General features: G+C 45.4%; 10 protein-coding genes. 5 read left to right on the top strand and 5 right to left on the bottom strand.

The annotated features are described in order from the left end of the window. Positions 1–37 precede the first annotated feature (37 nt). Positions 38–991 carry a methylenetetrahydrofolate reductase [NAD(P)H] gene (gene metF / locus DW182_RS11230; protein ID WP_118295573.1) on the bottom strand — a complete coding sequence of 318 codons (954 nt, stop codon included), beginning with the start codon at positions 989–991 and terminating at the stop codon, positions 38–40. A gap of 95 nt (positions 992–1086) precedes the next feature. Next, a complete protein-coding gene (locus tag DW182_RS11235; RefSeq protein WP_118295574.1) occupies positions 1087–2991 on the bottom strand; it encodes a fimbrillin family protein in 1905 nt (634 codons plus the stop codon). Between the two features lie 388 nt (positions 2992–3379). Between DW182_RS11235 and metA the strand changes: the two genes are divergently transcribed. From metA to DW182_RS11250, 3 genes are all read left to right on the top strand, one after another. After that, positions 3380–4297: a homoserine O-succinyltransferase gene (gene metA / locus DW182_RS11240; protein WP_118295575.1), complete on the top strand. Its 918-nt coding sequence runs from the start codon at positions 3380–3382 to the stop codon at positions 4295–4297. A gap of 94 nt (positions 4298–4391) precedes the next feature. Then, positions 4392–6296 carry a U32 family peptidase gene (locus tag DW182_RS11245; protein ID WP_118295576.1) on the top strand — a complete coding sequence of 635 codons (1905 nt, stop codon included), beginning with the start codon at positions 4392–4394 and terminating at the stop codon, positions 6294–6296. After that, positions 6286–7332, top strand: coding sequence for a hypothetical protein (locus tag DW182_RS11250; RefSeq protein WP_118295577.1), 1047 nt, complete (start codon positions 6286–6288; stop codon positions 7330–7332). The genes DW182_RS11245 and DW182_RS11250 overlap by 11 nt, the downstream gene beginning before the upstream one ends. On the opposite strand, the gene DW182_RS11255 is transcribed toward DW182_RS11250, so the two are convergent. Next, positions 7322–9094, bottom strand: coding sequence for an AAA family ATPase (locus DW182_RS11255; RefSeq protein ID WP_118295578.1), 1773 nt, complete (start codon positions 9092–9094; stop codon positions 7322–7324). The two genes, DW182_RS11250 and DW182_RS11255, sit on opposite strands and share 11 nt — an antisense overlap. Positions 9095–9884: 790 nt before the next feature. Between DW182_RS11255 and DW182_RS22145 the strand changes: the two genes are divergently transcribed. Both DW182_RS22145 and DW182_RS11260 read left to right on the top strand, forming a co-directional pair. Next, entirely contained in the window at positions 9885–10025 is a 141-nt protein-coding gene (locus tag DW182_RS22145; protein WP_158580800.1) for a hypothetical protein, read from the top strand. 69 nt (positions 10026–10094) lie between these two features. Beyond that, on the top strand, positions 10095–12266 hold the full coding sequence (locus DW182_RS11260; protein ID WP_118295579.1) for a fimbrillin family protein: 2172 nt from the start codon (positions 10095–10097) through the stop codon (positions 12264–12266). A gap of 282 nt (positions 12267–12548) precedes the next feature. Here the strand turns inward: DW182_RS11260 and DW182_RS11265 are convergent, their stop codons facing one another. Both DW182_RS11265 and DW182_RS11275 read right to left on the bottom strand, forming a co-directional pair. Continuing rightward, positions 12549–14933 carry a TonB-dependent receptor gene (locus DW182_RS11265; RefSeq protein ID WP_118295580.1) on the bottom strand — a complete coding sequence of 795 codons (2385 nt, stop codon included), beginning with the start codon at positions 14931–14933 and terminating at the stop codon, positions 12549–12551. Between the two features lie 397 nt (positions 14934–15330). Next, positions 15331–15942, bottom strand: a complete 612-nt coding sequence (locus DW182_RS11275; protein WP_118295582.1) for a response regulator transcription factor — start codon at positions 15940–15942, stop codon at positions 15331–15333. Positions 15943–16039 lie beyond the last annotated feature (97 nt).

A 16039-nucleotide genomic window follows, 5' to 3' on the forward strand; every position in this document is an offset into this window, starting at 1 on the left:
TTTTATAAATTACAACTCATGTTACTTGGCTGCAGTCTTAGTATACCAGCTTTGCAACTTCTTTTATACTGTCCACTGCACCGATGGAATAGAAGTGAATACTGGGTACTCCATGTTCCATTAATTCCTTACATTGCTTAACACACCATTCGATGCCTACTTGTTTGGCTTCTTCATCCGTTTTGCATTTCATCGCTTCGCATGCCAGTTCTTCGGGCAAGTCCACTTTGAACGTCTTGGGTATCATGCTGATTTGAGATATCTTCTTGAATGGTTTGATACCGGGAATGATGGGAATGGTGACTCCGGCTTTCCGGGCACGTTCTACGAAGTCGAAGTATTTCCGGTTATCGTAGAAAAGCTGTGTGACGGCATATTCTGCACCGGCTTCCATTTTCTTTTTCAGCCAGTAGATATCAGTGTCAATATTGGGAGCTTCTTCGTGTTTCTCGGGATAACAAGCTACACCATAGGAAAATGGTGTGTTGGTCACTTTCATTTCCGAGCCATCTACGAAGATGCCTTTATTGAAGTTGTTGATTTGTTCTTGCAATTCTGTGGCATGATGGTAACCATCGCCTTCGGGGGTGAAAACAGACTCATGTTTTGCTTTATCTCCACGCAATACCAGTAAGTCGGTGATGCCCAGAAATTGCAAGTCGAGCAGTACATATTCCGTCTCTTCACGGGTGAAACCACTGCAAAGAAGATGCGGAACTACAGTGATATTATATTTATTTTGGATGGCGGCAGCTACGGCAACAGTTCCAGGACGGCGGCGTAAGCGATTACGCTGAAACAAACCGTTTCCCAGATCTTTGTACACATATTCGCTGCGATGTGTGGTGATATTGATGTATTTCGGGTCAAACTCCCGTAAAGTATCTATGGTTTCGTACAGCTTTTCGATGCCTGTGCCTTTCAGCGGTGGCAGTATTTCAAAAGAGAAAGCTGTCTTCTCGTTGCTATGTATCAGGTCGATAATTCTCATTTCTTTTTCGTTGTCTTTGTTCAGTGAACAAAACTTATTTGTACATTGGGAACAAAAATACGAAAAAGAAATGAGATATGCTTTTTTTTATCCGGCTATTCTTTTATACAACGTATGGAAAAGGCCTTATAGTAAGTTCCATCATTGATATGAGTTGCCGCAGAAGTAAATTTTGCATCGCTTCCTGTAAAACTGACAGTTCGCTCAGGTATGCTGTTATCTGTATCATTAAGTGTCCAATAGCACACTATTTGTTTGGGACATATATTTTTCCCTACTCCCCAAATTCCTACAGGATATGCAGAGAAACCAGTTAGATTAGAGCCTTCGTCAAGAGTGCCGTCTTCACCAAAAACTTCCCATTCTCCGGCTTTTAGTATCGAAGCGTTGTCTTCGGTGTATCCTTTTAAGGCTTGCCAATCATCACTATTTGGAATTCTCCATCCTACGGGTGCCAAGTTTCCGTCAAGAATAACTTCTCCATTATAAAGATATGTTTCTGTATTCTGAGGTCTGAAATATCCTGCACCTTCTCCTAACTGAGTTTGTTTGTTCAGTGTGGTTCCATCCCTGTACGCCGTTGCACATAAATCTTCTCTCATCCAATATTGAGTGCCTATTTTTACGATTGGATACTCATAAGAGTCTCCTTTTCTTATATCTCTAATGGTATGGCTGACTATATCTATGCTGATAGGATTATTCGTTTCTTCCAGCAAGATTTCCCCTTTTTCATTGAGGTAGAATTTATTAACAGATTGAAGATTGCCTTCTGTATAAATAAAGGAGCTATCGTCTGTATTCCACTGTATGGTCCCTCCACATATCGCTCTCTTATCATCTTGAAAGTTTAAAACAGTGCCTTTGCTCAGATCGCTTGTTTCGTCTTCTTTGACCGGGTATGCAACAATTGCTCTTGAAGTAATTTTATCAGATTTTAGATATTCTTTACAAACTTCCGCTATCGGTTTGCCTTCGTGGTAGATTCTATATATGTTCGATTGAGAAAAAGTAAGTGCAGCCAAATGAACGGTTGTGATGCTGCCGCTGTTGTTCGTATCTTTGCTATCTCCAGCCAGCCAGTCTTCAACTGTACTGGTTATTCCGGTAAGAAAATGACTGGTTGTTTGCATAGCTTCGATATCAATTTGACATTGTTTGCTTCCTGCCATATTTAGTTCTGGCATTGGACAGGTGTATAATTTTCCATTCCATTCCATTATAAAGGATTGAGCTTCGGAATCAGCGTCTTGTGGTATGATGATGAATTCTTTTCCTGTTAAAGTCCCTTTTACTATGTTCCATTCACCATATGGGATGATGTCTGCTTCCTCTGTCAGATTTATAAACTTATCCGTATCAGTATTATATTCTGCTTTGGTCTTGAAACCTACTGCGATAATCTGAGGATTCGCTTTATATATCTTTGTTATATCTTCCCCAGTACCGGCTGTGATTGTGATTTTTATCTTGGTCAACTTATGCTTGTAATGAAGTACGACTGCATCTTCGCTGCTTTCTACATTTTTCTCGGAGGCTATCATGAAATCGGATATGGAGAGAGCTTTTGTGCTGCTTTGGTCGGTTTGTACAGATACAGGAATGGTAGATTGGCCTGTTTTTATTCCGGTTGACTGATAGGGGTAATAACTGATAAAATTGAGTGTTGCATCTCCTGCCGGATAGAAAACGGTCTTTTCAGGGATGAATACATTCTTTTCCCCACATTCCAGTTGTAAATTGTCAATGTAGCGCTTTTCTGTAATTGGAGTAGATGGAAGCATTGCATATAAACCTACTTTATCTCCTTTTTCAAAGGCAGTATTAGTCACACGTGTATCGGCTTTACTGACTTTTGTAGTGAAATTGATGGGAATAGTGCCGGGAACAGCATCGGGAGAAGTTTCTGAGTCTAATTTATTAACACAAGAACTAAATAAGAAAATGATACAGAATGAGAAAAAGGTCAGTCTGTTGTTTTTGATAGTTGTTTTGTTCATAATAATATGTTTTTTTGTGAAACACGACTGTCGCATTTCAAATTAATGTGTTAATTAAAGCATCGGAATATCTGGGGTGGGTAAGAACCATAATTGGTATAGGAAAGTCAGTGGCTTTGGGATGCTAATTAAGTGAATTCACGCTTGAATTCCGGCTCTATTCCATCTTAATGTTTTTCAATGTTCATTAACTTTACGGGCGGCAAAGGTATAGTAATATTTTAAATACATGAAAGGAAAGATGCTTTTTTGTTGATAATTTTATCTATAATGCTTTGTATGAAGAAGATAAATAACTTGAAATTGCTCTACATTTTCATTCTTTCGCGGGAGATTTCAAAATTATCACGTACCTTTGTATTCTAAATTAAAGATAATCTGATAACTTATGCCATTAAATTTACCTGATAAGCTGCCGGCGATAGAGTTGCTGAAAGAAGAGAACATATTTGTTATTGACAACTCCCGCGCCACGCAACAGGACATCCGTCCGTTGCGCATCGTTATCCTGAACTTGATGCCTTTGAAGATTACCACAGAGACAGATCTTGTGCGTTTGCTCTCCAATACACCGCTTCAGGTGGAAATCTCGTTCATGAAAATCAAGAGTCATACATCGAAGAATACGCCTGTAGAACACATGCGGGCATTCTATACTGACTTTGAAAAAATGCGTGGTGAGAAGTACGACGGTATGATTATCACCGGTGCCCCTGTAGAACAACTGGATTTCGAAGAAGTGACCTATTGGGATGAAATAATGGAAATATTCGATTGGGCGCGTACGCATGTCACGTCCACCCTTTATATATGCTGGGCTGCACAGGCCGGACTTTATCATCACTACGGAGTACCCAAGTATGCGTTGGATAAGAAAATGTTCGGCATATTCGAGCATCGTCCTTTAGATCCGTTGCATGCTATTTTCCGTGGTTTTGATGATATGTTCTATGTACCTCATAGCCGCCATACCGAAGTACGGAAAGAAGATATCTTGAAAGTGCCTGAACTTACTTTACTTTCGGAATCGGAAGATGCAGGCGTACACCTGGTGGTAGCACGTGGTGGACGTGAGTTCTTTGTCACCGGACATTCGGAATACTCTCCATTAACGCTGGATACGGAATACCGCAGGGATGTGGATAAAGGTCTGCCCATTGAAGTACCTCGTAATTACTATGTGGATAATGATCCGGACAAAGGTGTGATGGTACGCTGGCGTGCTCATGCCAATCTGCTGTTCTCTAATTGGTTGAACTATTTCGTTTATCAGGAAACTCCGTACAATATTAACGATATAAAATAAGTGACAAGCTACAAGCTACGAGTTACAAGTACCGTTCGGTATGATAGCGCGTAGCTAGTTGTAGCTTGTAGCCTGTAACTTGTAACTGAATAGAATGATAAAGCAACGGAAAATAGAATTGTTGGCACCTGCCAAGAATCTGGAATGTGGTATCGAGGCTATCAATCACGGTGCGGATGCAGTGTACATCGGTGCGCCCCGCTTTGGTGCGCGTGCGGCTGCCGGTAACTCACTGGAAGATATCGCTGCTTTGGTGGCGCATGCCCATTTATATAATGCCCGGATTTATGTAACTGTCAATACGATTCTGAAGGAAGAAGAACTGGCGGAAACGGAAGCTATGATTTGGGATTTGTATCGTGCGGGTGTCGATGCACTCATTGTGCAGGATATGGGAATTACCCGTCTGAATCTGCCGCCTATCCCTCTACACGCCAGTACGCAAATGGATAACCGTACACCGGAGAAAGTGCGTTTCCTTGCAGAAGCTGGTTTCCGACAAGTAGTATTGGCACGTGAACTTTCTTTGCAGGAAATCAGCCATATTCATAAAGCCTGTCCGGAAGTGCCGTTGGAAGTATTTGTACATGGGGCACTATGCGTTAGCTATAGCGGGCAATGTTATGTCAGCCAGGCTTGTTTCGGACGTAGTGCCAATCGGGGAGAATGTGCGCAATTCTGTCGTTTGCCTTTCAGTCTGGTGGATGCCGACGGAAAAGTAATTGTACGTGATAAGCATTTGCTATCCCTTAAAGATTTGAATCAGAGTGATATCTTGGAAGAGTTACTTGATGCAGGTGCCACTTCGCTCAAGATAGAAGGTCGTCTGAAAGATGTTTCTTACGTAAAGAATGTTACGGCTGCCTACCGCCAAAAGCTGGATGCTATCTTTACACGTCGTAAAGAATACGCCCGGGCTTCTTCCGGTACTTGTAATTATACCTTCCGTCCCCAGTTAGATAAAAGTTTTAGTCGTGGATTTACGCATTACTTCCTGCACGGACGCAGTGAGGAAATTTTCTCTTTCGATACTCCGAAATCCCTCGGTGAAGAGATGGGAACCATGAAGGAACAACGCGGAAACTACCTTACAGTAGCCGGATTGAAATCATTCAATAACGGTGACGGTGTTTGTTATATCGATGAGCAGGGACGTCTGCAAGGTTTCCGTATCAACCGTGTGGACGGGAATAAACTCTATCCGGCAGGTGAGATGCCCCGTATCCGTCAGCGTACTGTGCTTTATCGTAACTACGATCAGGAATTTGAGAAGCTGCTGGCACGTAAGTCTTCCGAACGAAAGATTTCCGTATCCTTGCTTTTGGCAGATACCGCCTTCGGCTTTACCCTGACTGCTACAGATGAGGATGATAATAGTGTAACCCTTTCTTTCCCTTATCAGAAAGAACTTGCCCGTACACTGCAGGCGGATAATCTGCGTACACAACTCGGCAAATTAGGAAACACTCCTTTTGAAGCTTGTTCCCCTGTAGGGGTGAATCATCACTCGCCCGGAACTGGTTCCGCCATTGAAATTCATTTTTCCGGCAACTGGTTTCTTCCTGCTTCCGTCGTAGCCGAATGGCGGCGCCAGATTATAGAAAAACTTATTACTGCCCGCTGCATCAACTACCGTCAGGAACTGGCTGTCTGGAAACCGACCGTCCATCCTTTCCCGCTTCCGGATACTTCGCATAAATCAGTCGCTTCCAGAACTTCATTGACGTATCTCGGCAATGTGATGAACACTCGTGCCGCTTCTTTTTATACTGACCACGGCATTGCTTCCGTGGCTCCGGCCTATGAGAAACAAGCTGTTCCGGGTGCTGTCCTGATGTTTTGCAAGCATTGCTTGCGATATAGTATGGGCTGGTGTCCTACTTTCCAAAAAGGGCGTTCGCCTTATCGGGAACCTTATTACCTGTTGGGAACCGATGGTAAGCGTTTCCGTCTGGAGTTTGATTGTAAAAATTGTCAGATGAAGGTTTATGCGGAATAAGGAAGTGAAATATGGTTCAGAAATGCGAATCAGCATAGGACTGCGTAGAGTATATGGTTTCTTTTCTCTGCGCAGGTCTGCACTTATTTGGATTTCTTTATTCTTGTGTTTTAGTTTTCTTTCTTGCCGTTATTCCCGTCCCAACCTGGATGATGAAGGTATGAGCGCTGGGACCCGCGATTCTTTGACTTACCTTTATGACCGCCACTATACGCTGAACACCAATCTGGAAGTGGTGCAAGATTCTGTTGTGCTTGCCTGTCTACCGGTGAAAGATTGCTATAATACCCTTTACAAAGGAGATCGTGTGGTAGTGGCCGAATTTGCCATTCATCCGGCGGATAGTGTGGATAGTGTCTGGGTGAAGCTGGCCCATACTCAGGAGATACAAGGCTGGATTGGTGAGCGGGAGATGATGCAGGCTTTTGTGCCGACGGATAGTATTTCCCAATTCATTTATTTGTTCAGTGATACGCATGCATCGTATTTCGTTGTCATTTTCGCATTGTTTGTGGGTGCCTGGATGCTTCGCTTGTTCCGTCGCAAACAGTTGAAGATGGTTTATTTCAATGATATAGATAGTGTGTATCCGTTGTTGCTTTGCCTGCTGATGGCATTCAGTGCCACTGTGTACGAGTCCATGCAAGTTTTTGTGCCCGAAACGTGGGAACACTTCTACTTTAATCCTACGCTTTCTCCTTTCAAAGTGCCGTTTATCCTTTCGATCTTCTTGCTGAGCATCTGGTTGTTTATCATAGTGTTGTTGGCAGTGCTCGATGATTTGTTCCGCCAGCTTTCGCCTGCTGCCGCTATGTTCTATTTGTTGGGCCTGGCATCTTGCTGCATCTTCTGCTATTTCTTCTTTATATTGACTACACAGATATATATTGGCTACGCCTTCCTTGTCGCTTTCATTTGGATTTTTATGAAAAAGATGCATACCACACTTGTTGTTTATCGCTATCGTTGTGGTAATTGCGGACAGAAACTCAAAAAGAAAGGACGCTGTCCGGGGTGTGGCGCGATTAATGAGTAGGAGGAAGAATTTCTTCGCACACTCTCATTTCCATGCCTTTATACACCACCACAATCTTATGTAGCCGGGTGCTGCCGATAGCACGCTTTACCGTATCCGTATCAGCGTAGCGGTTGGCCTGGGCAATTGCTTCCTGACGTAACTCCTCCACATGAGTTTCGGGATCTTTGTATTTGGCATATTTCAGTTCCACGATGTAACTGTGCGCCATGTCGGAGTAGATGTCCAGCATGGGGCAGAGGAAGATGTCGACGTAGCCCGCCTGGATGTCCTGTTCGGAGATGGGGCGGTAGAAGCGGTTCTGTGCAGTCATGGCGAGGGTGAAGCCGTGAACGAAGAATTCGCCTTTCTGTTTGTCGCGTTGCGAGGCGTAGCGTTTCAGGCAGTCGGCGATGTAGTCGAAGTAGGCTTTCCAATCACCCCGATAAGCGAGACGGCTTGCCAGTTCGCTCTTCTCGTAACTGCTGAAACTCAGTTCGGCATCATTGTAGGTGTTCAAGAGATAAGTATATAGTTGTTCCTGTACTACTAGGTTGGGGATGGTCAGTTTCGTTTTTCCTTCGTGCGTGCCGCTAATGGTGAGCATTCCGAAATAGTAGAGCAGACTCACGAAGTTGTCCGGATTGGTGATGCCGGAGGCAGGGAAGCCGGTCTTCAGTTCACCGGTGATGAAGCCTTGACTCACCAGAGTCTGAATGACGGAGGCGTCATGGGCAAACTCTTTGTCCTTGCGGATGAGCATGCGCAGTTTCTCGTAATCGATGCGGATGTTCTCTTCCACCATGTTTAGCGGTGCTTTGCCATTGTCAATATAATTCTTGACGAAGTAAAGCACCATGTTGGAGTTGTACATCGTGGTTTCACCGTAACATTCCTGCGCAAAGCAATAGTTGTCATACCACGGTTTCATGATTTCTATCAACTCGTCCACGGTGTGCTTGAAGGGGCTGTTCGTCGAGTAATAGGTCAACATTTCGCGCACTTCCTCTTCCGTGAATCCCATCATCCGGTTGAATTTCGGCGTGAGGGAGTAGTTTGTTCCGATGTTGAAGCCACTGGTAAGGTCGTCCATCGTGACAGGGCTGACGCCAGTGATGAAGCAACGCTCGATGCTTGAATAAGTTCCTGCTTTTACTTTATTAAAGAAAGCGCGCAGGTAGCCTTCGCCATGCGTTTCGTTGGTGTAGCGATGCAGGCTTTCGGGATCGGCGAGGATGGCGTTGGTGAAGTGGTCGTACTCATCGATGAAGAGATACATTTTCTGTCCGGCACGTTCGCACTCATGATAGAGGAAATCGAATTGGTTGACGGCCCCATCTTTTTCATCCAATTTTTCTTTGATACCTTCGGGCAAGAGGTCGGCATATACTTCACAGAAGTAGTCGAAACAGATTTGGCAATGTTCGTCCAGACCTTTACGATAATTGTTCAGTTCACCGGTGATACCGGAGAAATTGAGATAGAGCACCAGGTAGCTGTTGCGGCTCGGTGTGGGATGTTGTCCGATATATAGGTCGCCGAAAAGAGCTTCGAACTTGTCACGGGTGCGTATGTCGTAATAGTGTTGCAGCATATTCAGCGTCAGGCTCTTGCCGAAGCGGCGGGGACGGATAAAAAAGAAGAAACGGTCTGCCTGTTCTATCAGGGGGATATAATGAGTTTTGTCTACATAATAATAGTCCTCGCGACGGATGAGTGCAAAGTTCATCATGCCGTAGGGAAGTCTTTTTCTGCCGGGTACTATGTATTTCTGTGGATCCATCTGCTATCCTCCTGCTACTATATTATTTAATCCGTTAACGACACAAAGATAGCAAAAGTTCTTGTAGTTTGGCAACGCTTAAAAAACAACTTGGCACATCAATGATAATTTATCTCTTATTTTATGATCAGCTATTACTAATACGAATCAGTAGTTGAATATAATTCATAACTGAAAAGAAATGAATAAAAGAGTGATAGGGTGGTAAGATGATAGGGTGGTAAGGTAGTAGCGGGATAACACTCTGTGGTATATAGCGCAGCCACTTTATCACATTATCACCCTACCATCTTATCACACTTTATTCATATCCCTGCAAACAAGCCTATTTTAGCGGGCTGAGCGAGGTTTTAGAATCTGCAACACAACCCAATGCCCGCCTGTAGCCATCCTTCCTTTATGAATCCGTTACCCATGCTTTGTCGAATTGGGAATCCTGACACTTATGACAGGCATTTTTAAAATATCTTTCATTTTTCTTGTTTATGTCGGCGGCAAACTTTACATTTGCCGGGTGTGCGGAAGCGTCTGCCGCAAAGTTTTTTTAGAATAATATTTAGAAGCGTCTTGCTTCATTCTTGTCAGTAACGAAACCTGAGAAATTTCAATCCACAAGAATGATACCTGGACGGCTTCACGCTATAAGCGTGGGGCTGCATTGTATCATTTCGTGGATTAAGGGCAATCTCAGGGCCCCGTTACTGGCGAAGTGTAGCAATCAGTTCTACGCTTCGTGTTTATTTACAGGCCTGCCATGGAGCTGAGGAAGACCGTAATACTCAAAAAAAACATGATGGATACCCAACCAAAAGAGAGGTATGAGCCGCCCGAAATAGAAATATTGCAGGTGGCGGTGGAAACTGGCTTTGCAACCAGCGACACCGAATCCGGTCTTCCCACTTGGGACAAGGAAGACGGTTACTGGCAATGATGCCCACCTCCGCACGTAAGCGGATGTTCCCACTACAATTAATTTTCAAAACAAAAAAATTACTCAAACATGAAAAGATTGACTTACCTCACGGCCCTGCTTTGCACAGCCGCATTGGCAGGTTGCTCCAACGAAGAACTTATGGAGAACGGAGCTGCCACGCAACAAGATGAACTGACCCTGACTGCCACCACCGGTGCGGACACACGTACTGCGGTGGATGTAAACTATAACGTAAACTGGAGTGCAGGAGACGCTTTCTATGTCTTCGGTACATTGGTACAAGACAATGTTTACAGTTCCACCGGAACATTTGAATTGAAAAACGGCGAGGGTGGAAGCACCGGTACCTTTAAAGGCACGGTCACGGGCGAAATGTCGGAATTGGAATATGCGGTATATCCGTCGAAGAACTACACTCCATCCACGTGCACATTGACTTTCCCCACTACTTACACTTATCCCGTGAGCAACGCGCCGATGTTCGGTAAGCTGAATGAGGCCAAGAACAAGGTGGAGTTTACGCAGTTGTTGAGCGGATTGATGCGTATCCAAGTGAGCGGCATTGAAAGCGGCGCGCAAGGTACACTGAAACTGAATGCATCCAACATTACCGGAACAGCCGTCCTGACTCCCGGTGCAACCGCCACGCTGGATGCACTGTCGAGCACAGGCAGCGAAGTTACCCTCTCATTTACCACCACGGGCACAGATCCGCTGGTGCTGGATATCCCCGTGCCCGCAGGAACGTACTCCGGAGGTATCACAGCCACCTTGAAGATAGGAATAGCAGAAGCTCAAGTGTTCCATACCACTTCCAGTTTTACAGTAACGGCCGGTACAGCCAAGGAAATGCGTCCCATCCGCATTGTGGAGATTGATGGAGAAACCATCAATTTCTCACAAACCGTAGCCGATGCGGAAGCCGCCAACAAGGCTTTGGAAGAAGGCGTGAAGAATATCACAATTGAAAGTGTAGCTGCCAACGGAGAGATTGCCATCCCTTCTTCCAGTACGGCAGAAGAGCCTGTCACTATTAACATTGCTTCTGTCAGTAGCAATGAATTCACCGTGAAGGGGGCTACGGATGATACAGCCACTCCGGCTGCCGTCATCAATGTTCCCCAAGGTACCACAGGCACGCTGAACGTGAAGAACATTGAGCATGTGGAACTGAACGGCGGATCTTGGACCAAAGTGACTTCCAGTACCGGAGAAAACACATTGGAAATCAAGGACGGTACCGTGATAGATGAACTGGTAATCGAGAAAGGAGGCATCAACATTGCGGCCGGTGCGGAAGTGAAGAAGATTACGTTGCAAGCTGACGCAAGCATCAAGAGCCGCATAGTTGTGGCAGAAGGCAAGAACATGGAGATCAATGTGGGCACACATACACTGACACTGGAAGACAAGGGCTTTCACCTTATTGCTGGAGGAGCAACACTGATCTTTAACGGTGACGGTATCAGCAAGGGTAAAATCACTGACTACAGCCAGGCCATCGCTATCAATCAAAGTATCGGAGGCAACTTCACCATGAAGAATATTGAATATACCGCTCCTTCTGTCGGTTCGGCCGGTATCTTGATAGACCCGCGCGTAAGTTCGGCTAAGATTACAGTAGAAAACAGTACAATGAACTGCAAATATTATTGTCTTTCCTCGAATGCTGCCAAGGAAAACGGTTCCGGCCACGTAGTTACGCTCACAAATTCCACTTTCACGGCTGAGGAAACCGGCTTGATGTTCAATGTTCCCGGCACTGTGACGGCAACAAACTGTACCTTTACCGGTGGTTGGCAGGGTGCTTTCCTGCGTGGAGGCAATTTTACCTTCGATGGGTGCACGTTCAAACTGAACGTTAGCAGCAGTTATGACACGGGAATCGGCAGCAATAAGCCGGCAGGAGCTACTTCTTGGGGAGATGGCAATCAGGCGCCTTCTGCAGCCCTCACCATTGGAAATCGCGGCAGCAACACCGCCTACAACTGCCCGAAGGTAGTTGAATTGAGAAACAGTTGCACATTCAGTGTTCTGAAGGACAACGCTGCTTCCACAGACTATCCTTCCGTTTACATTGATGCCAATCCGAGCCAGAGCAGCCAGACGGTAACATTTACCTATGACGCAACTTCCGGCACTAATTTCGGCAACGCCGGAAAGGGGCTTGATATCCGCAACAAAGCAGGACAGGTCACGGTAAACGGAAAAGTTTACAGCGGCTCTACTGCGGAATAACCTTCAGTTGCAGAAGCGACGTGAGCGCCTTTGCAAATTGCGGTGCTCCTATTGAATAAAGAAAAACGCCATCGGTTTGTGCATCAGGCACAAGTCGATGGCGTTAGGTATCTTGCATATAAGCCTATAGCAATGCGGCATACTTACTCGATTCACTGTGTAAAGGTAATGCTTATTTTTGATACTCCACTGTAAAAGTGGAAACTGTTTCGGAAATATCCGAATACAATATCAAACTTGCTCCTGTTCAGGAAAAATATTCTTATAGGAATGTACTTGCTTTCAGAACCTGCAACGCAATTCAATCCCCGCTTGTATAGGCCGTCCTTTCTGCATGAACCCGTTACCCATGCTTTCAAAGTAAAAAGCAGCATAATCTTTATCCAGTGCATTGCGAACCCAGAAGTCAATCTGTCCGTTGCCTTTCTGTAGACTGAGGCGTCCGTTCAGTATGCCGTAGAAGGACTGGCTGACGTCATTCTGCTCTGTCCAGTAGATGCGTCCGGCACCGGTGTAGTTGGCATTTACCTGGATGCGGTCCAGCCAATGCCCCGGGTTGATGCGGAAGATGTATTGTCCGCCCAGACTCAGTGTATGTTTGGGCACGAAGGGGACGTAATTGCCGTTGTAACTTATCTCCTTTGTCTCTCCGTCCACTTTAACGTTGGTTGCGTACTCTTTGAAAGTAGCATAAGTGTATCCATAAGAAGCGTTTACCGTAAATGCAGTGGTAAGAGCGGCACGCAGGCTTGCTTCGGCACCGTAACTATGGCTTTTTCCTGCGTTCACTGTGATACGGCCCAGACCATTCTCCGCAAACTTTGCAATCTGCTGGTTGCGTGTATCCATGTAGAAAGCGGAGAGGTCGGCAAGCAAGCGCCCTTCCCAAAGCGTGAGATGGCTTCCTATTTCGTAGTTCCAGGTATATTCCGGTTTATACTTGGTGGCATCGCTTACCTCCGGCAATTCTTTTTTCATTTGTTCAATCATGGCAGAGAACCTGCTGAAGTTAGGGTCGGTCATGATGGCATCCATCATGGAGTTGCTGAGCACTCCCGTCACGAGGTCGGAGAACATCTGAATGTTATATCCTCCCGAACGATAGCCACGTGCGGCGGTTGCGTAAATATTATTTCCCTTGTTCCATTCGTATTGCAAAGCGAACTTAGGCAATAGCTGAACGTAGTCGGTAGATTCTTTGCCCAGATAAGCCGCATTTCCTTCAAGGCCTTGACTCTCGATAATCTGGGGATTGGCCGGATTTCCCATCTTCATGGAGAAGTTGAAGTTGGTGGTTGCGGCGGCAGAGTTATATTCCATCTTTACTTTCTCATAGTCCATTCGCAAACCGATGGTTGCCGACAAGCCTTTGACAAATAAATCATTGAAGGTGGACTGGTGGAAAATGGCACCGCTCAGCGTAGGGGTGTCGAAACTTCCGCTGACGGGTAAACTCTCATTATTGATGCCCAGGTGCATGACGGGTATGCCCGGCACCCCCATTGATGCGAGGTCGTCGAAAACACTGTTTGCATTTCCTTCAATTACCGAAGTGATGCCATCCCGGTGGAATAGCACCGGACCGTCCGTATGCAGGGATTGATAGAAACCGAAAGCGCCTGTGGTCCATTGCCAACGACGGTTGGGCTTGGATTTCAGAACGATTTCTTCTGAGAACGTATTTATTCTTTGCTTCTGTTCTATATTGAAGATATTGGCTGCGGAGAAATCCTGGTCCATGAACATGCGGTCGCGCAACCACTGATAGCCGGTGACGGCACTCAGAATGAAGTTTTGCGCCTGATATTCCAGATTCAGTCCGGCATTCAGCAGATTGCGGTAGTAACTGCTTTCTTCATCGTAAGCGGGTTTGGCAACAGTTCCGTTTTCTTTATCATAAAGTCCGTAAGGATAGCCGCCCTGGTCGCTATACTCATAGCTTAGGTTGAAGTCGAGCTTCCAGTTTTCGCTGGGCAGATAGATGGCACGGGCGCGTCCACCTACGGATTGTCCTTTATCTAACTTATCATTATTGCGTGCCGCATTGCGGAAGAATCCTCCCTCATAGTCATAAAACCCTCCGGCGGAGAAAGCAAACCGCTCGTTTATCCGGTGATAGTGCGTGACGGAAGTATTGTATTGGTTATGTGTGCCGGCTCCAATGCGGAAGTCGGTGCCTTGATAGGAGAAAGGAGATTTGGTATGCACTTTAATAATTCCTCCCATCGCATTTCGTCCGTACAGTGTGCCTTGCGGGCCGCGCAGCACGTCGATACGTTCAATATCGGAATAATCAAAGTCGAATGCCGACTTATCTATATAAGGTATATTGTCGACGTACAATCCTACGGACGGGGTGTTGATACGCGAGCCGATGCCGCGGATATAAACAGCGGAAGTCAGGCGCGAACCATAATCGGGGATAAATATATTGGGTACAAGTGCGGTCAGGTTTTTGATTGAGTTTACTTGTGCAGCTTGCATGTCCTGTTGTGAAAGCAGGGTGACGGCGTTGGGCAGTTCGCGCAACTTACGGTTTTCTTTGGGGGCTGCAATGATAAGGACTTCTTCAACATCCACGATTTTCAGGGTATCCACTTCCTCTGCACATACATTTCCTATTGACAGGAGTGTCAGGGCAAAGGCGAACAATTTACTCTTCTCCATTTTTTTTGCTTCTATTATTTCGTTTGCAAAGTAAGGGCATTTCTCTTTTTCCCGCAATCCTCATTAATGAGGATTTAGAGAATGGCTTAACTCTTTTCCCAGGCACTTTTATTGTTTTTTCTGCCGGATGATAAGTTTTTTGTATGTGGATGCTTATTCTTTCCACCATGGGGTTCTTTTCTTTCCACCACGGAGAAAGTTTCTTTCCACCATGGTGGAAAGAAAAGAACCCCATGGTGGAAAGAATAGCCGTTCACTATGATTTTCCTTAGCCGTTGCAGGGAAAAAGGATAAAAGTAGCGGTGCGGCTACTTAGTTCCGGCGCTTCGCATTTTCTGTGCAAAGTGCTTATAAAATAAGTATCAGGATGAAGATGGAGTTTGTCTTATAACTCTATTTAGATGCGGTCTGCCTCTACATATCCGTGCATCACGGCATAGATAGTCAGTCCCGCCACCGATTTGATGCCCAGTTTCTCTGTGATATTCTTCCGGTGGGAGATGACGGTAGTCAGACTGATGTTTAGTTTGTCGGCTATTTCCTTATTGATGAGTCCTTTGGTAATCAGCACCAGCACTTCTATTTCGCGAGGAGAGAGGTCGTGTTCGGCATACGAATTGCCGCAAGGGTGCCCTGTTGCCGGATGTGGATGTCCATGCGGATGCCCCTCTTTATGTCCGAACTGGTGTAGCTGCAAAATACTTTTTATCAATACCTTTTCATCCTGATAAATATTCAGGGTCGGTATTCCCGCCAGTTGCGGTTGGTTATCGCCGTTTGCCAATACAATTGTTTTGGGTTTGCGGGGCAGGAAGAAAGCCGTATGCTCAAAGTATATCTGTGCCGAGACGAAATAATGCGCATACATGTCGGGCGTATCATCCACCAGCTCCTCGAACGAACTGAACACGCGGATGACGGCCATCGGGATGATTTCTTCCATCAGATTCTGCAATCCCAGACACGACAGGGTGTTGGAGTCAACAATTGCTATTTCGGGGGCTACCATATAATTCCTTAAATTTCTGCAAAAATACAGATTATTTTTATGAAACAGGCCATTGGGGCTGAAAAACAGCAACTTCCCTTGTCGATACTTATAGAAC

Origin of the sequence: Bacteroides sp. AM16-24 (assembly GCF_003471885.1) — a bacterium.
Classification (GTDB): domain Bacteria; phylum Bacteroidota; class Bacteroidia; order Bacteroidales; family Bacteroidaceae; genus Bacteroides.